The sequence below is a fragment of the Streptacidiphilus fuscans genome, assembly GCF_015690355.1.
In the GTDB taxonomy this organism is placed as follows: Bacteria; Actinomycetota; Actinomycetes; order Streptomycetales; family Streptomycetaceae; genus Streptacidiphilus; species Streptacidiphilus fuscans.
Genome location: NZ_JADPRT010000009.1, coordinates 43926 through 64402, shown reverse-complemented (window position 1 = coordinate 64402; position 20477 = coordinate 43926). Strand labels below are relative to the sequence as shown.

The following is a 20477-nucleotide window of genomic DNA, read 5'->3' as shown; positions in this document are numbered from 1 at the left end:
GGTGTCCCCGACCAGCGAGACCGCACGCGAAGGACGGCGACTCGTGATCGTCGAGTCGCCGGCCAAGGCGAAGACGATCAAGGGTTATCTGGGCCCTGGGTACGTGGTCGAGGCGAGCGTCGGGCATATCCGTGACCTGCCGGGCACCGCCGCCGAGGTCCCGGAGGGCTACACCGGTGAGGTGCGCAGGCTCGGCATCGACGTGGAGCACGATTTCGAGCCGATCTATGTCGTCAATCCGGACAAGAAGGCCCAGGTCTCCAAGCTCAAGTCGCTGCTGAAGGACGCCGACGAACTCTTCCTCGCCACCGATGAGGACCGCGAGGGCGAGGCCATCGCCTGGCACCTCCAGGAGGTGCTGCGTCCCAAGGTGCCGGTGCATCGGATGGTCTTCCACGAGATCACCAAGGACGCCATCCAGGAGGCCGTGCGCCACCCGCGTGAGTTGAACAAGCGCCTGGTCGACGCCCAGGAGACGCGCCGGATCCTCGACCGCCTCTACGGCTACGAGGTCTCCCCGGTGCTGTGGAAGAAGGTCATGCCGAAGCTTTCGGCGGGCCGCGTCCAGTCCGTGGCGACCCGGCTCGTGGTCGAGCGGGAGCGCGAGCGGATGGCGTTCCGCTCCGCGTCGTACTGGGACCTGACCGCCGTCTTCGCCACCGCCGACGCCGGGCGGGCCGCGGGTGACCCCGGCACCTTCGGCGCCCGGCTCACCGCGGTCGACGGCCGCCGCGTGGCCACCGGCCGCGACTTCGACTCGCTCGGGCAGCTCAAGGGTGGTGCCGGGGCGGCCGCCCAGGTGCTGCACCTGGACGAGGAGAACGTCCGGGCGCTGGCCGCCGCGCTCGCCGACACCCAGTTCCGGGTCCGCAGCGTCGAGTCCAAGCCGTACCGTCGCTCGCCGTACGCGCCGTTCCGCACCACCACGATGCAGCAGGAGGCGAGCCGCAAGCTCGGCTTCGGCGCCAAGCGTGCGATGGACGTGGCGCAGCGGCTGTACGAGAACGGCTTCATCACCTATATGCGTACCGACTCGACCACGCTCTCGGAGACCGCGGTCACCGCGGCCCGGGCCCAGGTCGAGCAGCTCTACGGCCGCGAGTACCTGCCGGACGCGCCCCGCGTCTACGCCGGGAAGGTGAAGAACGCGCAGGAGGCGCACGAGGCGATCCGTCCCTCCGGCGACCGCTTCCGCACCCCGGCCGAGACCCGCCTGAGCGGTGACGAGTTCAAGCTCTACGAGCTGATCTGGATGCGCACCGTCGCCTCCCAGATGAAGGACGCCGTCGGCCAGTCCGTCAGCGTCAAGGTCGCCGGCACCTCCGCCGACGGCCGGGACGTCGAGTTCTCCGCCTCCGGCAAGATCATCACCTTCCACGGCTTCCTCAAGGCCTACGTCGAGGGCCGGGACGACCCGGACGCCGAGCTCGACGACCGCGAGCGCCGGCTGCCGCCGGTCGCCGAGGGCGACGGGGTCCGCGCCGAGGAGATCAACCCGGACGGCCACGCGACCAAGCCTCCGGCGCGCTACACCGAGGCCTCGCTGGTCAAGGAGCTGGAAGACCGCGAGATCGGCCGCCCGTCGACCTACGCCGCGATCATCGACACGATCATCGCGCGCAAGTACGTCTTCAAGAAGGGCACCGCGCTGGTGCCGTCCTTCCTGGCGCTGGCCGTGGTCCGGCTGCTGGAGGAGCACTTCGGACGGCTGGTCGACTACGACTTCACCGCCAGGATGGAGGACGACCTCGACGCGATCGCGCGCGGCGAGGCCCAGTCCGTCCCGTGGCTGCGCCGCTTCTACTTCGGCGAGGGCGAGCTTGCGGCCTCGGCCGCCGCTGACGCGGGCAACGGCGACGGCGACCACCTCGGCGGGCTCAAGGAGCTGGTGACCGACCTCGGCGCGATCGACGCCCGTGAGATCAGCTCGTTCCCGCTCGCGGACTCCGGTGTGGTCCTCCGCGTCGGCCGCTACGGCCCCTACGTGGAGCGCGGCGAGCAGCGTGCCGACGTGCCGGACGAGCTGGCCCCCGACGAGCTGACCGTCGAGCTGGCCGAGGAACTGCTGGCCAAGCCCAGCGGCGAGCGCGAGCTGGGCAAGGACCCGGAGTCCGGCAACATGATCGTCGCCAAGGCGGGACGCTACGGGCCGTACTTCACCGAGGTGCTCCCCGAGGGCACGCCCAAGACCGGCAAGAACGCGGTCAAGCCGCGCACCGGCTCGCTGCTGAAGTCCTGGGACCTGGACACGGTGACGCTGGAGGACGCGCTCAAGGTCTTCGGCCTGCCGCGCGTCGTCGGGGCCGACGCCGAGGGCGTCGAGATCACCGTGCAGAACGGCCGGTACGGGCCGTACCTGAAGAAGGGCACGGACTCGCGCTCCCTGGAGACCGAGGACCAGATGTTCACGGTCACCCTGGAGGAGGCCCTGGCCATCTACGCCCAGCCGAAGGCGCGCGGTCGCGCGGCCGCCAAGCCGCCGCTCAAGGAGCTGGGCGTCGACCCGGTCAGCGAGCGTCCGGTCGTGGTCAAGGACGGGCGCTTCGGCCCGTACGTCACGGACGGCGAGACCAACGCGACGCTGCGGCGGGACGACTCCGTCGAGGAGATCACCCCGGAGCGCGGCTTCGAGCTGCTCGCCGAGAAGCGGGCCAAGGGGCCGGTCAAGAAGACCGCGAAGAAGGCCCCGGCCAAGAAGACCGCTGCGAAGAAGACGGCAGCCAAGAAGACGGCGGCGAAGAAGGCTCCGGCCAAGAAGACCGCCGCGAAGAAGACCACGGCCGAGTAACCGGCTGAGCAGTTGGCTGAACGCCCCGTCGAACCTGCCTTCGGTCGGTTCGTCGGGGCGTTCGGTTGTCGCCCCGTCTACCGGTTGGTCACAACCCTGTCATGACCGACGCGAACCGGGCATCTGCTGTCCTAACCTCCGGTTAGGCTGGCCGTATGAGCCCCGAGTCGCAGGAGCCCACGAACAAGGCCCCGGAAAGTCCCGGCATCCCCTCCACCGGCGTCACCGTGACGTCGCGCGCCCGCGCGCTGTTGCGGGTGCGCGCGTACAACCGCGCCTGGCGCGCGCACGCCGTGGGTGCGCTGGGTGACCGCCTGGCACTGCTGACCCTGCTGGCGCTGACGGTCGTCGCCGTGGTCGGCGCCCAGGCGCTGGGCGGCGGCTACACCGGGGTGATGTTCGCGGTCGCCGCCGTCTTCGGCGCGCGGATCGTGGCCACGCTGCTGTTCGGCGCCGTCCTGCTGGCGCCCCTCGCGCAGTTGACGCAGCGTCTGGACCGGCGGTGGCTGCTCGTCGTCGCGGAGGCGCTGCGCGGGGTCCTGCTCGCCTGCTCGGTGTTCTGGGTGCTCTGGACCGGGTCCAAGGCGTGGGTCTGGCTGCTCGTCACCGTCTTCGTGACCGCCGCGCTTGAGCGGCTGATCGTGGTCACCCGCGAGTCCTTCGTCGAGCAGCTGCTGCCCGCGCCCACCCCCGGCCACCCGCCGGTGGACCAGCGGCCGGTGCTGCTCCACATCGAGCTGTGGACCGGGTACGCCACGGTTCCGCTCGCCTCCGTGCTGCTGATCGTGCTGACCCTGGTGAACCAGGGGCTCGGTCAGGCCGTCGACTGGCTCGGCACGCACGGCCTGGCGCTGGGCGCGTTCGGCGCGGCCGCGCTCTTCCTCACCGCGGGAACGCTTCAGTACCTGCAGGAGCTGCCCGAGGCGGCGACCGGCCGTCGTCGCTTCGAGCCGCACTCGCCGCTGACGAACCTGCGCGCCCCGGCGGACGTCACGCCCGGGCTGGTCGCCCGCGGCCGTACCGGCTCGTCCCTCGTCTTCAGCCTGGCGGCCACGTCCACGGCGGCGGCCGTCGCAGCCGCCGCGTCCACCGCCGTCCAGCACGCGGTCGACCTGCAGGCCGGGACGATCGGCTACGCCCTGCTGGTGCTCGCCCTGACCGCCGGGCTGCTGCTCGGACTGCGCGTCAGCCGTGGCGTCCTGCCGACGCTCAGCCGTCGTCGGCTGCTGCCGCTGGCCATGGGCACGACCGGGCTGGCGCTGCTGCTCGGCGGGCTGGTCCGCGACTACGTGCTGGCGCTGGTGCTGTTCACGCTGGCCGGTGTGGCGAGCGGCGTCGCCTTCCGCACGGCCCGGGTGCTGCTCGCGCTGGAAACCGAGGATGCCCGTCGCCCGCGCGTCGACGAGCACCTGCACGCGATGCTGCGGGTCGCCGTCGCGCTCGGACTGGTCGTCACGCCGCTGCTCGGTGCGGTGTACGGGCCGGAGCAGTTCGGCGGCACCACGCTGACCTTCGACCACGGCGGCGCGGGGCTCGCGACCGCCACCGCCGGGCTGCTGCTCCTGCTGCTCGCCGTCGTCGTGCTGCTGCGCGCGGACGACCGCAAGGGTGTCGCGCCGCTGCCGCGCGACATCTGGGACGCCCTGCGCGGCGGCGTCGAGCCGCCCGCGCACCGGGCGGGCACGGGCTTCTTCATCGCCCTGGAGGGCGGCGACGGCGCGGGCAAGTCCACCCAGGCCCAGGCGCTGGCGGAGTGGATCCGCAGCAAGGGCCATGAGGTGGTGCTGACCCGTGAGCCGGGCGGCAGCGCTGTCGGCCAGCGGCTCCGGGCCATGCTGCTGGATGTCGCCAACACGGGGATATCGCACCGGGCCGAGGCACTGATCTTCGCCGCCGACCGGGCCGAGCACGTCGACTCGGTGATCCTTCCGGCGCTGGAGCGCGGCGCCGTGGTGATCACCGACCGGTACGCCGACTCGTCCATCGCCTACCAGGGCGCGGGCCGCGACCTCGACGGCGCGGATGTCGCCCGGCTGAACCGCTGGGCCACCGGCGGCCTGGTCCCGGATCTGACCGTGCTGCTGGACGTCGCGCCGTCCGCCGCGCGGGAACGGTTCACCGAGGCGCCGGACCGGATGGAGTCCGAGCCGGAGGTCTTCCACCAGCGGGTGCGCGCCGCGTTCCTGGAGCTGGCCGCCGCAGATGCGGCTCGCTACCTGGTCGTCGACGCGGGCCAGCCGCCGCAGGCCGTCACCACCGCGATCCGTCACCGGCTCGACCGCGAGCTGCCCCTCTCCGAGAAGGAGAAGGCCGCGCTCGTGGAGCAGGAGCGGCTCGCGCGTGAGGCCGAGGCCCGTCGTCTCGCCGAGGAGGCGCGCCGCAAGGCCGAGGAGGAGCGCGCCGAGCGCGAGCGTCAGGCCCAGCTGGAGAAGCTCCGGCTGGAGGCCGAGGAGGCGGAGAAGGCCCGCCAGGCCGAGGAGGACCGCAGGGCCGCCGAGGTCGCCCGGCTCGCCGCGGAGGCAGCCCGCGCCGCCGCCGCTGCGGAGGCTGCCCGCCGTGCCGCTGAGGAGGAGGAACGTCGCCGCGCCGAGGAACAGGCCCGCCGCGAGGCCGCCGCCGAGGCGGAGCGACTGGCGGAGCTGGAGCGCCAGCGCGAGGCGAAGAAGGCGGAGGAGCGCCGCCGCGTGGAGGAGGCGCTGCTGCGCTCCGAGGCGTCCCGCCGTGCCGCCGAGGAAGCGGCGAAGGCCGCCGAGGTGGCGGAGGCGGCGAAGGCAGCGGAGGCCGAGCAGGCTGACCGCGCCGACCGTGCTGAGGGCGGGGCCGGCGACGAGGCTGAGGCGGAGTCTGCGGCGTCGGGTCACATAGCCGCGGGGTTCGCTGCCTCGCAGGCGTCTGCTGCGTCCGACGAGGCGGACGAGGAGCGGACGGCGGTCCTGCCCGCCGTCGCCGCCGACGGTCCGGCGGATCTCGACGCCACCGCCGTGATGCCGGCCGTTGTGCTCGCCGACGAGGCTCCGGCGTCCGAGGACGCTCCCGAGACCGCCGCCGAGCCCGAGCGGACGTCCGTGCTGAGCCGCGCCCGCAGCAAGGCGCGTTCGGCACGCGGAAAGGCGCAGGAAGAGAAGGAAGAGTCGAAGCCGCTGGCCAAGGACGCGCCGTCGACCACGCCCGCTGCCGCCGACGAAACGATGGTGCTTCCGGCCTTCCCGGCGGGGGCCCCGACCGTGGGGATGCCGTCGAAGGACGGCAGTGACACCAAGAGCACGACGAACGCGACGAAGGCGACCGGCTCTGGCTCCAAGGCTCCCAAGAACCCCAAGGGCTCCAAGGCGGCCGAGGGATCGGCGGCCACGTCTGCGGCGGACGAGACGACGGTGATACCGGTCGTCGAGGCCGCGCCCACGGTGCAGACTCCGCTGCCGCGTGCCTGGCGCGAGGCCACGCCGCGCAGCTCGGAGAGCGTGCAGGACAAGGTCCCGGACTGGCTCTTCCGGCCCGAGCCCGGTGAGGCCGGGCCCGAGGACGCGACGCGGGAGATCCCGGCGCTGTCCACGCCGTCGGCCGCTCGTCCGAAGGGTGACACGGCGTCGGAGGACGGCGAGGCCACGACGGGCTCTGGCCGCTACGACTGGGCCGAGGAGACCCCGCTCGACGACCTGCCGTCGCTCACCGATCAGCTGCTCGGCACCCGCGAGGAGTGGGCCCAGTGGCACGACGAGCACCCGGGAGACGAGCAGGGCCCCGGCAACGGCAGGCGCCACTGAGACCTGCCCGCAGCGGTCGGTCGCCACGATTGTCAGTGGGGGCGATTAGGCTGCGGGGCAGGGCGAGGTTGAGAGATGTAGTGACGACGACGTGCAGGGCGGCGTGACGTGAGCGTGTGGGACGACCTGGTCGGCCAGGACCAGGTGGTGGATCAGCTGGTCGCCGCCGCCCGTGCCGCCCGTGCCGTGGTGGCGGGGGAGACCCCGGCTGCGGGCGCGACGGGCATGACGCACGCCTGGCTGTTCACCGGTCCGCCGGGCTCCGGGCGGTCGACGGCCGCTCGGGCCTTTGCGGCGGCGCTGCAGTGCACCGCGCCGGACGCCGAACTGGGCGGGGTGCCGGGCTGCGGGTTCTGCGACGGGTGTCACACCGCGCTGATCGGCAGTCACGCCGACGTCGAGACGGTGCGCACGGACGTGCTCAGCATCGGTGTGAAGGAGACGCGCGAGCTGGTCCGCAACGCCTCCATGTCGCCGGCGGGCGGACGCTGGCAGGTCATCATCCTGGAGGACTCGGACCGCCTGACCGAGGGCGCGGCCAACGTCCTGCTCAAGGCGATCGAGGAGCCGGCACCGCGCACGGTGTGGCTGCTGTGCGCGCCGAGCGTCGAGGACGCGCTGCCGACGATCCGCTCGCGCTGCCGACTGCTCGTCCTGCGGTCGCCGTCGGTGGGCGCGGTGGCGGACGTGCTGATGCGGCGGGACGGGATCGACGTCCAGGTGGCGCAGTTCGCGGCGCGGGCGGCGCACGGCCATATCGGGCGCGCCCGTCGGCTGGCACAGGACGAGGCCGCGCGGGCTCGTCGGACGGAGGTGCTGCGGCTCCCGCTGGTGGTCGGAGATCTCGGAGCCTGCCTCGCCGGAGCACAGGCCCTGGTGGACGCGGCAGCGGCGGAGGCCAAGCAGGCCGCCGAGGAGGTCGACGTCAAGGAGACCGAGGAGCTCCGCGCCGCCCTGGGCGCGGCGGCGGGCGTCGGCGGACGGATGCCGCGCGGCACGGCGGGCGCGATGAAGGAGCTGGAGGACCGTCAGAAGCGACGGGCCACCCGTATCCAGCGCGACAGCCTCGACCGCGCCCTGGTGGACATCGCGGGCTTCTACCGTGACGTCCTCGCGGTCCAGTTCGGTGCGGGCGCGGACCTGGCCAACGAGGACCTGCGGACGGGCGTGGAGCGCCTGGCCCAGCAGTCCACGCCGGAGTCGACGCTGCGGCGCATCGATGCCGTCCTGTCCTGCCGCGACGCGATCGAACGCAATGTCGCCCCGCTGCTGGCGGTCGAGGCGATGACGGTCGCCCTGCGCGCGGGCTGAACCGGCGAGGACCGGCAGGACCCGGCAGGGCCGTGCCGGACCCGGCAGGGAAGGGCCCGGCACGTCGAACGGGTGGTCACTCCCTCGTTCGGGTGGCAGTTCAGCCGTAAGTGATCATCGCCCCCATACGGGGGAATTCGGCCAGGATGACCTTGTGGTGGAGTGCAGCGCTGGTCGCTGCCGGGGCGACGGTCGGCGTCTGGCTCGCGGGGAGTGCGCTCGGTGTCTGGCGGGAGGAGCGCGCAGGCCGGGTGTACGAGTTGACGCCGCGTTACCGGGGCGCCGCGGTGCGGGCGGTGCTCGCGGCGGTCGCACTCTGCGCGGCGTTGGCGGGCGGGGTCGCGCAGGCGCTGGTCGGGCTGCCCGACTCCACCGCGCCCGTCGCAGCCGTCGGCTCCGCCTCCGCCGCGCGGGCCGACTCGCATCCGGCCTCGGACCGAGCGCCCAGGACGCCGCAGGCTTCGGGCGCTTCCGTCGCCTCGGGAGTGGCGGGCTCGGCGGGGGCGGCGGGAGCTCCAGGGGCGTCGAAAGCTCCCGGGGCGGCCGGTGCGGTGACGACGGCGCTGACCCAGGTCGGGCAGCCGTCGGGCGGGCGGCTGCTCCAGGGCACGCTCGGCGGGGTGCCGGGACAGGTCCGGATCTGGCTGCCCGCCCAGTACCAGGCTCACGGGTCCGGAGGGCCCGTGCTGCAGGCGGTCGTGGTGCGGGCACCGGAGGGCGAGCTCGGCGAGGTGTGGCAGGGCCTTGCCGGAGCGGTCGCGGGCGGCCACGCCAACGCGTTCGTGGCGGTCGCCCCCGCCGACCCCTGCGCGCTCGCGTCGGACGACTCCGCGCTGCGCCGGGCCGTCGCCGCCCAGTACCGGATCGCCGCCAAGCCCCGCTCCTGGGCGGAACTGGGCGTCGACGCGGGCTCCTCCTGCGCGGTCACGGCCGAGCTGGCCCACCCCGACGTCTACGCGGGCGCGGCCGTCCTCGGCGGCGGATCGTTCGCCCGACCGTCGGGCGCCCTGCCCTCGGGCATCCGACTGCTGCTGGCGCAGGCCCACCGGGACACCGCCGGCCAGGGGGACGCGTCCCGCTTTCGCACCGCGCTCCAGGGCGCGCCGGACCTGTCCGTCCGCCTCTCCGACACGGTCCGGGACCTGACTCCTGAGCTGGAGCGATTCCGGCTGGCGCGATTGGCGGCAAACTATCTGACAGAGATGTTCACCACACGCCACTGACCGCACCGGTCCCACCGGCCGTCCCACCCGCCGTACCGACCAGCCGTCCACTTCTCCACCAGCCACCAGCCACCAGCCACCGGCCACCCGCCACCCGCCACTCGCCAGTTTGGGAAGAGCATGAAGAGAACGCGCGCCCCCAGGGCCGTCGCAGCCATGACCGTCATCGGACTCGCGACGCTGGGCGTGGCCGGCTGCAGCTCCTCCGGCTCGGCGTCGCCGTCCTCGACCGGGGCCAACGGTGGAGGGACGGCGGTCAGCGCGCCCTCCGGCGACACCGCGTCGAACAGCGTCACGCCGCTGGAGCCGCTGCCCACCGCGGTCCCGGCGGACCTGAATCGCTACTACGGCCAGAAGCTGAGCTGGACGTCGTGCGACGCCGGGTTCCAGTGCACCACCTTCAAGGTCCCGCTCGACTACTCCGACCCGTCGGCCGGCGACATCACGCTCTCGGCGGTGCGCCAGCAGGCGACCGGGCAGGGCGTCCCACGGCAGGGCTCGCTGCTGGTCAACCCCGGCGGTCCGGGCGGTTCGGCCGTGGACTACGCCGAGTACGCGGCGGAGACCTTCCCGCCGGTGGTGCGGGCGGCGTACGACATCGTCGGGCTGGACCCGCGCGGGGTCGCCCGCAGCTCTCCCGTCACCTGTCTGAGCAACAGTCAGATGGACGCCTACACGGCGGTCGACACCACGCCGACGACGCAGGCGGGCGTCGACAAGCTGGTGGGGGCGGACAAGGCCTTCGCGCAGGGGTGCGAGCAGCGCTCCGGCAAGCTGCTCGGGCATGTGAGCACCGTCGACTCCGCCCGTGACATGGACGTCTTCCGGGCCCTGCTCGGCGACGCCAAGCTGCACTACCTCGGCAAGTCGTACGGCACCTTCCTGGGCGCCACCTACGCCGGGCTCTTCCCGTCCAAGGTCGGGACGATGGTGCTGGACGGGGCGATGAACCCCTCGCTCAACGCGTTCCAGCTCAACAGCCAGCAGGCCGGTGGCTTCGAGGTGGCCTTCAACGCCTTCGCGGCGGACTGCGTCAAGCGGCCGGGCTGCGCGCTCGGCAACGGCTCGGTGCAGCAGGCGGGCCAGAAGCTGACCGCCTTCTTCAACGCCGCCGAGGCCAAGCCGCTGCCGACCGGTCAGAGCCGCCAGCTGAACTCGGCGCTTGCGATGACCGGCGTGATTTCGGCCATGTACGACCAGACGCAGTGGCCCGACCTGCGGCTGGCGCTCGCCGACGCCATCGGCAACAACGACGGCAAGGAGCTGCTCGCGCTCTCCGACCAGTACTACGAGCGCGGTCCGGACGGCAGCTACAGCAACCTGATGTACGCCAACTCCGCGGTCAACTGCCTCGACCTGCCGGCCGCCGCGACCAGTCCGGCGCAGGTCCAGCAGCAGCTGGCGACCTACACCAAGGACTCGCCGCTGTTCGGCGCCAGCTTGGCTTGGGGTGGCCTCAGCTGCGCCTACTGGCCGGTCTCGGCGACGGGTTCGCCGCACAGCATCGCGGCCAAGGGCGCCGCACCCATCCTGGTCGTCGGCACCACCCGGGACCCGGCCACCCCCTACGCCTGGGCCCAGGGCCTGGCCGCCCAGCTGAGCACGGGCTCGCTGCTCACCTACGACGGCGACGGCCACACCGCCTACGCGCGCGGCAGCAGCTGCATCGACGAGGCGGTGAACAACTACCTCCTGCGCGGCACGGTCCCGGCCAAGGGCACCGTCTGCCACTGAGCCGCCTGCCACTGAACCGCCTGCCGGTGAGTTGTCAGGACCAACCCCCGTCGACGATCCTTTCCCGAGGTGCCGTGCGTACGGCACCTCGGGACGTTCCCTGGCCACGGAGGCCGGAGAACAGCAAGAAGGGGACGGGTCACCGGCCGTGTTCGGAGTCATTCACTATTCGACCTACGTGGCGGGCGCGCTGCTGATCGTCCTGCTGCCGGGACCGAACTCGCTGTACGTCCTGTCCGTTGCCGCGCGCAGCGGCATAGCCACCGGCTACCGCGCGGCCGCCGGCGTCTTCCTCGGCGACACCACGCTGATCACCCTCACCTCGCTCGGCGCGGCCTCGCTGCTGCGGACCAACGGACTGGTCTTCGACGCGGTCAAGCTGGTCGGCGCGGTCTACCTGCTCGTCATCGGTTGGGGCATGCTGCGCGCCGCCCGCGACCTGTGGCGGGACCGCAATGCCCCGGCCGCCGACGCGGCGCCTGCCTCGGAGGAGGACCAGGTCGCAGAACAGCGCTCCCCCTTCCGGCGCGCGCTGGTGATCAGCCTGCTCAACCCGAAGGCGATCCTCTTCCTGCTCTCCTTCTTCGTGCAGTTCGTCGACCCGTCCTACGGGCGCCCGGCGCTCTCCTTCGCCATCCTCGGCGGCACGATCCAGGTCTTCAGCGTCCTCTACCTCACCACCCTGATCCTTGCGGGCCACCGGCTCGCCGCGATCTTCCGCTCCCGCCGCCGCCTTTCCGCCGGTCTCACGACGGGCGTGGCCGCGCTCTTCATCGGCTTCGCAGCGAAGCTGGCGACCGCCTCGGCGGGCTGACCGGGTGGTTGATCATGCTGTGATCAAAACCTGTGCAGGAGCACCCCTCGGAGCTGTGTAGACTAATCCCCGTTCGCCGCCTTAGCTCAGTTGGCCAGAGCAACGCACTCGTAATGCGTAGGTCTCGGGTTCGAATCCCGAAGGCGGCTCCTTTGAGGCCCAGGTCGCAGTCACTGCGACCTGGGCCTTTGGGTTTCACTGGGCTCAGTGGCGGAGTCGAACGCGGACCCTCTGCCGGGCCCCGGTCTCAGTGGCGGTCTCATGTCGGACCGTGCGGGGCCGCGCGGGCCGTTACGCGGCATCGTGGCGCTGACCAGGGGATATAGCTGCGGTCCAGGGGCGTTCCAGTCCCTCGCCCAACCCTGAGCCCGAAGGTTGATCCGAAGGCGCCGAAGCCACCCCACCTCCCCCACCCGGCAACACGCTTCGGCATGGAGGACTCGCATCCCGAGGGCGATCGGGTGGTCACGGGCGGAGCGAGTCGCACCCCTGCAGCAACCCACGAAAGGACAAGCTGATGACCGGTCGGACCGGTCCCGGCGGCCCCGGCACGACGACCGGCTGCCTGGCGATGTTCCCCGGACAGGGCTCGCAACGGCCCGGAATGGCCGGGCACCTGATCGACGCCTACCCCTCGGCCCGGGAGCTCTTCGCCCGGGCCGACGAGATCACCGGTCAGCCGCTGTCGCGGATCTGCGTGACCGGAAGCGCGGCGGAACTCGCCCGCACCGAGATCACCCAGCCCGCGATCGTCACGACCAGCCTCGCCGTGTGGGAGCTGCTGCGGGCCGCCGGTTACCGGCCCGCGGCGACCGCGGGGCACAGCCTCGGTGAGTATCCGGCTCTGGTGGCAGCCGGGGTGCTGTCGCTGGAGTCGGCGCTCGAACTGGTGCAGCTGCGCGGTCGGCTGATGGGCGAGGTGGCCCGCGAGGTGCCCGGCGCGATGGCGGCCGTGCTGGGGCTGCCCGCCGAGCAGGTCCGAGCGGCCTGCGTCGGCGCGGAGGGCGTCGGCCTGGTCCAGGTCGCGAACTACAACGAGCCGCTGCAGACCGTCATTTCGGGGCACTCCGACGCCGTCGACGCGGCCGGAAAGGCCGCGCTGGACGCCGGCGCCGAGAAGGTCGTGCGGCTGGACGTCAGCGCTCCCTTCCATTGCTCGCTGATGGCGGCGGTGGAGGAGGAGTTCACCGCGGCACTCGCCGTCCGTCCGTTCGCCGACCCTGACCCACACCTGCCCGTGATCAGCTCGGTCACCGGCGCCTACGTCCGCTCCGGCGAGGAGGCACGGGAACTGCTGCGGCGTCAGCTCACCGAACCCGTCCGCTGGGTCGAGGTGCTGCACACCGCCGCACGACACCCGGTGGACGCGTACACCGAGATCGGCCCCGGCCGGGTGCTCAGCGGACTCGCCGGTCGGACGCTCGAGGACGTCCGTGCCCACTCCACCGGTGATGCGCGTCGCCTGACGAAGCTTCTCGGCGAGCTGGAACAGGACGACTCACTGGATCCAGTGGCTTCCTGACGCCCCATCAATCATTGCCCGCACCAGCCTGGTCCGTCCATCACCGGCAATTCCACGAAGGGTAGAGGACACATGTCGTACGAGGGGAAAGACTTCGCCGCCATCGTCCAGGAGGCGGTCGCCGACGCGCTGGGCATCGACGTCGACGAGGCCGTACCCGAGGCCACCCTGCTGGGCGACCTGGGCGCGGAGTCGATCGACCTGCTCGACATCCTGTTCCGCGTCGAGAAGCAGTCGGACGTGAAGATCAAGGTCTCGGACATCGCCGAACTGCTCCAGGGCGGGATCCCGGACGAGGAGTTCGCCGACGAGGACGACGTCATCAACGCGGTCGGGCTGGCCCAGCTCAAGAAGTCGCTGCCGCAGATCGACGTGGAGGAACTGGCCGGCAAGCTCACCGCGGATGAGGTGCTGACCCTCTTCACCGTGCAGAACCTGATCGATCTGGTGACCGAGCGTGCGGCGCTCGCCACGTCCGCTGCGTGAACCGGACGCGGGGCGGTCTCCGGACCGCCCCGCCCTGCCGCCACTGCGGCTTCGGACCGGCATCGACCTGGCCGAGGTGGCCCGGGTCGAGAAGTTGATGGCCACGCAACCCGAGTTGCAGGAGCGGGTCTTCACGCCCCGCGAGCTGGCCTACTGCCGTCGGCGCAAGCGGGTCGGCGAGCACCTGGCGGGCCGCTGGGCCGCCAAGGAGGCCGTGCTCAAGTGTCTCGGGACCGGTATGGCCCGGGGCATGGAGTGGACGGACATCGAGGTCGTCAACGACCGCGGCGGACGCCCCAGCGTGCGGCTGTACGGCGAGGTGGAGGCCGTCGCCCGGTCCCTCGGGATGCACCAGATCGAGATCTCCCTGAGCCACAGCGGAGGTCTCGCTGTGGCGCACGCCGTCATGGTGTGCCTGCCCGACCCTCCTGACACGACGGAACCAGAGCGCACCACGGACACGGAAGCCACGGACACGGAAGCCACGTAGACGGCAGCCACAGACACGGAAGCCGCGCACACGGCAGCGACGCACACGGCAGAAGGAGACGAGCGACATGAGGCTTGAGGAAGGGCGAAGATGACGAACCGCAGGGTGGTCGTCACCGGCGTGGGCGCCGTCACTCCGTTGGGCAACGACGCGCCGAGCACCTGGCAGGGGCTGACCGAAGGTCGCAGCGGCGTCGGTCAGTTGACCACGATCGACACCACCGGCTTCCAGGTGACCATCGCCGGTGAGGTCAAGGACTTCCGTCTCGACGACGCGGTGCCCGGCTCGGTCGGCCTGCGCCATCTGCTGCGTCCCGGCACCTTCGGTGTTGGCGCGGCCTGGGAGGCGCTGCGCGACGCCGGGGTCGACAAGGAGACCTACGACGGCGCGGACATGGGCGTGGCCATGGGCGCGTGCGTGGACCGCCCGGACCTGCAGTGGCTGGTGGACGTCGGGGCGCTGCGCGACCGGACCGGCAAGGAGGACGCGTTCACCACGTACGCGCCCTCGGACGCGCTGGCCTACAGCCAGAACATCGCCTCCGCGGCGATGGCCCGGATGCTGGACGCGACCGGCCCGATGCTGGGCGTGTCCACCGCCTGCTCGGCCTCCGGGCACGCCGTCGGAGAGGCCTTCCGCTCCATCCAGGAGGGCGACGCAAAGCTGATGCTCGCGGGTGGCTACGACTCGCTGACGACCTGGCTCGACGTGCTGTGCTTCGGCCTGCTGGGGGCCCTGACCAAGGAGTACAACGAGGATCCGCAGCGGGCCAGTCGGCCCTTCGACGCCGAGCGGTCCGGGTTCGTCCTCGGGGAGGGCAGCGTCGTCCTGGTGCTGGAGGACCTCGAAGCGGCCCGCGCCCGCGGGGCGCGGATCCTCGCGGAGATCCTCGGCTACGGCACCAGCCTGAACGCCTGGCGGATGACCGACTCGCCGCCGGACGGCAGCGGGGCCGTCGAATCCATCCAGGCCGCGATCGCGGACGCCGGTCTCGAACCGGCCGACATCGACTACGTCGTGGCGCACGGCACCAGCACCTCGGGCAACGACCTGTCGGAGACCACAGCGATCAAGAAGGTGTTCGGCGACGACGCCGAGCGACTGCTGATCAGCTCGCCGAAGTCGATGGCCGGTCATCTCACCGCGGCTTCCGCCGCGTTGAGCCTGTTCACCGCGATCGGAGCGATCAACCACGGGCTGGTGCCGCCGACCATCAACCAGGAGACGCCCGACCGACGGCTCGGCCTCGACTTCGTCCCGAACACGGCGCGCAAGCGGGACGTGCGGCACGCCCTCGTCAACGCGTTCGCCTTCGGTGGCACCAACGTTGCGCTGGTCGTGGGGCGTTATGAGGAGGAGCGATGACGACCTCACAGCTCAGGACGGCCTCGGAGCCCGACGGAGGAACGCCGATGCACGGCACCGGACGCCAGGTCGTCATCAGCGGCATCGGCCTGCTGACCGCGCTGGGCGAGGGGCCCGAGGCCAACTGGAAGGCGCTGGTGGCCGGGGAGTCCGGGATCGGGCCGATCCGGTCCTACGACCCGTCGCCGCTCCAGACCCGGTTGGGCGGCGAGATCGCCGACTTCGACGCCACCCGGTTCGCCACCAAGCGCCAGCTGCGCACCGTCAACCGCGGTGACCGCCTCGCGCTGGCCGCCGCCCGGCTCGCCCTCGACGACGCGGGGCTGCCGCACAAGCAGGCCGGTGGCGACGAGCTCGGCCACCGGGCCGGCCTCTACCTCGGCGGCAACAAGTCGCTCGGCCGCATGGAGCAGCTGATCGACGAGCTGAAGGTGATCCGCCGACCGGACGGCACGGCCGACATGGCACACCTCGGCAGGCACGGCGACGTCATCATGCCGCCGCTCTTCTTCGTCGAAGGGCTGCCGGCCGGTGCGGTGTTCAACATCTCGCAGACGTACGGCATCCGGGGCTCCAGCACCTTCTTCGCGGGCTACGCGGACGCGGGTGCCACCGCGATCGGCCGGGCCATGCGCGCGGTGCGCCGCGGGGACGCGGACGTGGCGCTCGTGGGCGGCTACGACGACGCGACCAGCTGGTGGTCGATGACCCTGCTCGACCGGCTCGGCATCCTGACCACCCGCAACGACCGTGGGACGGAGGCGTACCGGCCCTACGACCGGGACCGCAGCGGCGGGCTCCCCGGCGAGGGCGCCGCGCTGCTGGTGCTGGAGGAGAAGCAGGCCGCGCTGCGGCGCGGCGCCCGCATCTACGCCGAGCTGACCGGCTATGGCGCGGGCCACGACGCCCGTACGCCTCCCGCGGCGGACCCCGAGGGCCGCGGCCTGGCCCGTGCGGTGCGGCGCTCGCTGGACGACGCCCGGCTGGCCGCCGACGACCTCGGCTACATCGCCTCGGACGGCGCCGCGACCAGGCTCGGTGACACAGGTGAGGCCATCGCCCTGCGCACCGCGCTGGGTCCGGCCGTCGGGTCGGTGCCGGTCAGCACGCCCAAGCCGCAGACCGGCCACCTGGTCGGCGGCGGCGGTGCGTTGAACGCCGCCGTGGCCGCGCTGGCCCTGCACCACGGCGTCCTGCCCGCGACGCTCAACCTCGACAACCCCGACCCGGTGTGCGCGCTGGACCATGTCCGCGGCAGCGCCCGGGAGTCCCGGCCGTCCCACGCGATGGCGCTGGCCCGGGGCATCGAGGGGCAGGCCGTGGCGCTGACCCTGTCCCGGTGGGCGTGATCGGCCGTGCAGCCCTCCGGTGAAGGAAGCAGAGGCATGACGGACGTGCCTGTGACCGGCGATTCTGTCGATCAGGTGTCTGTGACGGGCGCTCATGTGGCCGCCGCTGCTGACCGGGCCGTCGGCGTCGTGGTCGTCTCCGTGGGGGCGATCACGCCGCAGGGCGGTTCGGCCGAGGCTCTGTGGGACGGGGTGCGTGCGGGGAAGGTCGCGATCTCGCCCGTGCGTCGCCTGCCCATGGACGGCTACCAGACCACCCTGGGCGGCGAGGTGACCGAACCCCGTGCGCCCGGCTACGACTACGCACCGGGCTCCGACTCCCGTGACCTGTCCGTCGAGTACGCGCTGGCCGCCGCCGAGGAGGCCATGGCCTCCTCCGGCCTGCGGGTCGGCGCGGACATCCCGGCCGAGCGCTGGGGTGTCGCGTACGGCACCTGTCACGCGGGCTGGCGCAGCGCGGAACTCGCCCTGCGTGAGGTGCAGTCGGGCCGCACGCCCGACTGGCACCGCTACACGTTCGTGCCGCCGCAAGCCGGCGCGGAGGCGCTGTCGGCCGCCTTCGGGCTGAAGGGCCCGGTGCTGAGCGTCAACACCGCCTGCGCCTCCAGCGCGCACGCGATCGCACACGCCCTGGAGGTGATCCGGGCGGGCGCGGCCGACGCGATGCTGGTCGGCGGCAGTGACGCGTTCACCGAGTCGGCGTTCGCCGGGTTCAGCAGTCTCTGGTCGCTCTCCCCGCTGCCCGCGGCCCCCTACTCCAAGGACCGGTCGGGTCTGACGCTTGGCGAGGGCGGCGGGATGCTCCTGCTGCTGTCGCGGGAGGCGGCCGAGCGCACCGGTGCCGCGATCGTCGCCGAGGTACTGGGCTACGGCCTGACCGCCGACGGCTACCACCCGACCGCACCGCACCCCGAGGGCGAGGGCGCGGCGCGGGCGATCCGTGCGGCCCTGGCCTCCTCGGGCCTGACGCCCGACGACATCCGCTACGTCAACGGGCACGGCACCGGTACGGAGAAGAACGACTCGGCGGAGAGCAACGCGGTCCGTGCCGCGTTCGGCGAGGCCGCCGAGAAGACCTCGCTGTCGAGCACCAAGTCCATGATCGGCCACCTGCTCGGCGCGGCCGGTGCGGTGGAGGGCATCGTCACCGTGCTGGCGCTGCGGGACCAGGTGGCGCCGCCCACCGCGAACTTCGGCGCGGTGGATGCGCAGTGCGGACTCGACCCGGTGCCGGGGACCGGCCGCCCGATGGTGCTGGACACCGCGCTGTCCAACAACTTCGGGTTCGCGGGCGCCAACGCCACCGTCGCCTTCGCCCGCCCCGGCGGCCCCGGCGCGCCGGCTCCGGCCGTCGGACCGGACGACGTCGTGGTGACCGGGTTCGGTGTGATCACCCCGGCCGGTGAGGGTGCCGAGGCGCTCTGGGAGGCCTACGCAGCGGGGCGCCGGCAGGGCGTCCTGGAGGACGGACTGCGCGTGGCCCGGGCCGAGTTCGACCGCTCGGCGGCAGGCACCGCCAGGGAGCGCCGACGCATGGACAGGGTCTCCCAGCTCGCGGTCGCCGCGAGCCGGGCCGCCCTGGCCGCCGCGGCGCTGGACGGTGACGCCGCTGCCGTCGCCGCGACCGGCGTGGTGCTCGGCACCGGGATCGGGCCGATGGAGAGCGGCGAACGGTTCACCGTCCCGGTGCTGGCCGAGGGCCCGCAGGAGGCGAACCCGGCCGTCTTCACGAACACCGTGTTCAACGGCGCGGCCGGTCATGTCGCCATGGGACTGGGGACCAAGGGGCCGACGTCGACGCTGACGTCCGGTCACGCGGCGGGCGCGGCAGCGCTGGGCGTGGCGTACGACATGCTGCGCGCCGGACGCGCCGAGCGGCTGCTGGTGCCCGCGGTGGAGGCGTTCTCCCCGGCCACGCTGGACGCGTACCGCAGCATCCCGCTGTTCGGTTCGGCGGCCGGTCGCCGGTACACGCTGGCCGAGGCCGGGATCGCGCTGGTGCTGGAGCGCCGGTCGAGTGCCGAGCGGCGCGGCGCCCCGGTCCTCGCCGTGGTCCTGGGCCACGCGACCGCGTCGGACGCCTGCGGCATCGGCCGCTGGGACCCGTCCGGCGGCGGCGTGGAGCGGGCGATGCGCGGAGCACTGCGCAGCGCCGGGATCGGGCCCGACCAGGTGTCGGCGGTCTGGGCGAACGCGGCGGGACTCGCTGCCGCCGACCGTGCCGAACAGGCCGCTGTGGACCGGGTGTTCGGCGTGGACCGGGCGCGGTTCGAGGCCCCGAAGCGGCTGCTGGGCGAGCCGGTCGGCGCGGGCGCCCACCTGTCGGCGGTCCTCGCCGTCGGCGCCTGGCGCGGGGGCGGCGACCACCGCCCGGCCCTGATCAACAGCTCGTCCCTCGGCGGCACCCACACCTCGCTGGTCCTGTCACCCGTCTCCCCCGCTTGGCTGCCCGGAACCGCCCACCTGCCCGGAACGGAGTCCGTCCGATGACCACCGCGTACGACGTGAAGATTCTCTCCACCGGCGGGTACGTGCCCGGCGATCCGATCGACAACGCCGCGCTGGAGAAGCTCGTCGGGCCGCTGCCGGACGACGTTCTCGCGGGCATCCAGGTCAACACCCGGTACTGGATGATCGATCCGGCCACGGGCGAGCACCGGATCAACAACAGCCGGATGGCCGAGCGTGCCTCCCGGCAGGCCCTGGAACGGGCCGGGGTCGAGCCCGACGAGCTCGACCTGATCGTGGTGTGCACAGCGACGCCGGAGTACACGCTGCCAGGCGTCGCCACCACCCTGCAGCACTACCTGGGCCTGGAGAGCGTCGCCGCGATCGAGATCCGCGGGGCCTGCGCGGGCTGGGTGCAGGCGCTGGACCTGGCACGGCGTCAGCTGGCGGACGGGACCGCGCGCACCGCGCTGGTGGTGGGCAGCGAGGCCGGCTCGCCGATCCTGGCGCCGCTCTTCCTGGACAAGGACCCGGCGCGGGTGCGGATGCGGGACCGGCTGACGCTGTACACGTTCGGCGACGGCGCGGGGGCCGTGGTGCTGCGGGCCGAGCCGGTGGGCCAGGAGACGGGAGCGGCGGACGAGTTCGCCTTCGTCAACGCCTGCGTGGGCGGCCTGCGCAAGCCCGGCATGGAGATCATCGGCGGTGGTACGGACGTGCCGCAGGCGGAGCAGCTGCGCCGCCGCCAGCTGATCCAGATGAAGGTGGACGTGGCCGGGACGACGGAGTTCAGCCCGAAGGTCTTCGTCCGCGCGATCCAGGAGATGGCCAGGAAGGACGGCCGGACGCTCGGGGAGTTCGACGCGATCGTGCTGCCCGAAGGCAACGCCGACTACTTCGCCGACGAGTACGGGAGCGCCGGACTGCCGGCCGAGGACATCGCGGCGCTGAGCGGCCGGATCGTGGAGAACCTGGCCGACGTCGGGGCCACCGGCTCGGCCGCGGTGCCGCTGTCGCTGGACGCGGGCTGGACCTCGGGGCGGATCCGGCCCGGCGACCGGATCGTGCTGCTCGGCATCGAGGCCAGCCGGTACGTGTACACCGGGCTCTCGCTGACCTGGCGGGCACCGCTGCCAGCCTGACACATCGTCAGTTTCACGTCGTAGCACGTCACCACACCACC

13 protein-coding genes and 1 tRNA gene are annotated in these 20477 nt (G+C 72.7%); all 14 read left to right on the top strand.

Annotated features, from left to right (window positions below; all coding sequences use genetic code 11):
- The first annotated feature begins 1 nt into the window (after position 1).
- The 14 genes from topA (at position 2) to I2501_RS21480 (ending at position 20436) form a co-directional block, all read left to right on the top strand.
- Positions 2-2788 (top strand): type I DNA topoisomerase, encoded by a 2787-nt coding sequence (gene topA, locus I2501_RS21545; protein ID WP_196195794.1) that lies wholly within the window; start codon positions 2-4, stop codon positions 2786-2788.
- A 155-nt stretch (positions 2789-2943) separates the two neighbouring features.
- Positions 2944-6552, top strand: a complete 3609-nt coding sequence (gene tmk / locus I2501_RS21540) for a dTMP kinase (RefSeq protein ID WP_196195793.1) — start codon at positions 2944-2946, stop codon at positions 6550-6552.
- A gap of 108 nt (positions 6553-6660) precedes the next feature.
- Positions 6661-7863, top strand: coding sequence for a DNA polymerase III subunit delta' (locus I2501_RS21535; protein WP_196195792.1), 1203 nt, complete (start codon positions 6661-6663; stop codon positions 7861-7863).
- A gap of 146 nt (positions 7864-8009) precedes the next feature.
- Complete coding sequence (locus I2501_RS21530; protein WP_196195791.1) at positions 8010-9086, top strand: hypothetical protein; 1077 nt, start codon at positions 8010-8012, stop codon at positions 9084-9086.
- A gap of 156 nt (positions 9087-9242) precedes the next feature.
- The gene (locus I2501_RS21525) at positions 9243-10820 is read left to right on the top strand and encodes an alpha/beta hydrolase (RefSeq protein WP_236046876.1); all 1578 of its coding nucleotides are present in this window, start codon (positions 9243-9245) and stop codon (positions 10818-10820) included.
- Between the two features lie 148 nt (positions 10821-10968).
- Complete coding sequence (leuE, locus tag I2501_RS21520; RefSeq protein WP_196195789.1) at positions 10969-11634, top strand: leucine efflux protein LeuE; 666 nt, start codon at positions 10969-10971, stop codon at positions 11632-11634.
- A 75-nt stretch (positions 11635-11709) separates the two neighbouring features.
- Positions 11710-11783: transfer RNA gene (locus I2501_RS21515), tRNA-Thr, on the top strand.
- A 368-nt stretch (positions 11784-12151) separates the two neighbouring features.
- Positions 12152-13156 carry an ACP S-malonyltransferase gene (gene fabD / locus I2501_RS21510; RefSeq protein WP_196195788.1) on the top strand — a complete coding sequence of 335 codons (1005 nt, stop codon included), beginning with the start codon at positions 12152-12154 and terminating at the stop codon, positions 13154-13156.
- A gap of 72 nt (positions 13157-13228) precedes the next feature.
- Positions 13229-13642, top strand: a complete 414-nt coding sequence (locus I2501_RS21505) for an acyl carrier protein (protein WP_196195787.1) — start codon at positions 13229-13231, stop codon at positions 13640-13642.
- Positions 13614-14132, top strand: a complete 519-nt coding sequence (gene acpS / locus I2501_RS21500; protein ID WP_215909855.1) for a holo-ACP synthase — start codon at positions 13614-13616, stop codon at positions 14130-14132. Before I2501_RS21505 ends, acpS begins: the two co-directional genes overlap by 29 nt.
- 90 nt (positions 14133-14222) lie before the next feature.
- Positions 14223-15497 (top strand): beta-ketoacyl-[acyl-carrier-protein] synthase family protein, encoded by a 1275-nt coding sequence (locus I2501_RS21495; RefSeq protein WP_196195786.1) that lies wholly within the window; start codon positions 14223-14225, stop codon positions 15495-15497.
- A complete protein-coding gene (locus tag I2501_RS21490; protein ID WP_236046874.1) occupies positions 15494-16846 on the top strand; it encodes a beta-ketoacyl-[acyl-carrier-protein] synthase family protein in 1353 nt (450 codons plus the stop codon). Before I2501_RS21495 ends, I2501_RS21490 begins: the two co-directional genes overlap by 4 nt.
- Before the next feature lie 36 nt (positions 16847-16882).
- On the top strand, positions 16883-19336 hold the full coding sequence (locus I2501_RS21485) for a beta-ketoacyl-[acyl-carrier-protein] synthase family protein (RefSeq protein ID WP_196195785.1): 2454 nt from the start codon (positions 16883-16885) through the stop codon (positions 19334-19336).
- Positions 19333-20436 carry a 3-oxoacyl-ACP synthase III family protein gene (locus tag I2501_RS21480; protein WP_196195784.1) on the top strand — a complete coding sequence of 368 codons (1104 nt, stop codon included), beginning with the start codon at positions 19333-19335 and terminating at the stop codon, positions 20434-20436. Before I2501_RS21485 ends, I2501_RS21480 begins: the two co-directional genes overlap by 4 nt.
- The last annotated feature ends 41 nt before the right edge of the window (positions 20437-20477 follow it).

What these genes read in the sequence shown, in the direction of transcription:
- tmk (WP_196195793.1), top strand. Translation starts at nt 2,944, where the DNA reads ATGAGCCCCGAGTCGCAGGAGCCCACGAACAAGGCCCCGGAAAGTCCC.
- I2501_RS21530 (WP_196195791.1), top strand. Translation starts at nt 8,010, where the DNA reads ATGACCTTGTGGTGGAGTGCAGCGCTGGTCGCTGCCGGGGCGACGGTC.
- I2501_RS21525 (WP_236046876.1), top strand. Translation starts at nt 9,243, where the DNA reads ATGACCGTCATCGGACTCGCGACGCTGGGCGTGGCCGGCTGCAGCTCC.
- fabD (WP_196195788.1), top strand. Translation starts at nt 12,152, where the DNA reads ATGACCGGTCGGACCGGTCCCGGCGGCCCCGGCACGACGACCGGCTGC.
- I2501_RS21505 (WP_196195787.1), top strand. Translation starts at nt 13,229, where the DNA reads ATGTCGTACGAGGGGAAAGACTTCGCCGCCATCGTCCAGGAGGCGGTC.
- I2501_RS21495 (WP_196195786.1), top strand. Translation starts at nt 14,223, where the DNA reads ATGACGAACCGCAGGGTGGTCGTCACCGGCGTGGGCGCCGTCACTCCG.
- I2501_RS21490 (WP_236046874.1), top strand. Translation starts at nt 15,494, where the DNA reads ATGACGACCTCACAGCTCAGGACGGCCTCGGAGCCCGACGGAGGAACG.
- I2501_RS21485 (WP_196195785.1), top strand. Translation starts at nt 16,883, where the DNA reads ATGACGGACGTGCCTGTGACCGGCGATTCTGTCGATCAGGTGTCTGTG.
- I2501_RS21480 (WP_196195784.1), top strand. Translation starts at nt 19,333, where the DNA reads ATGACCACCGCGTACGACGTGAAGATTCTCTCCACCGGCGGGTACGTG.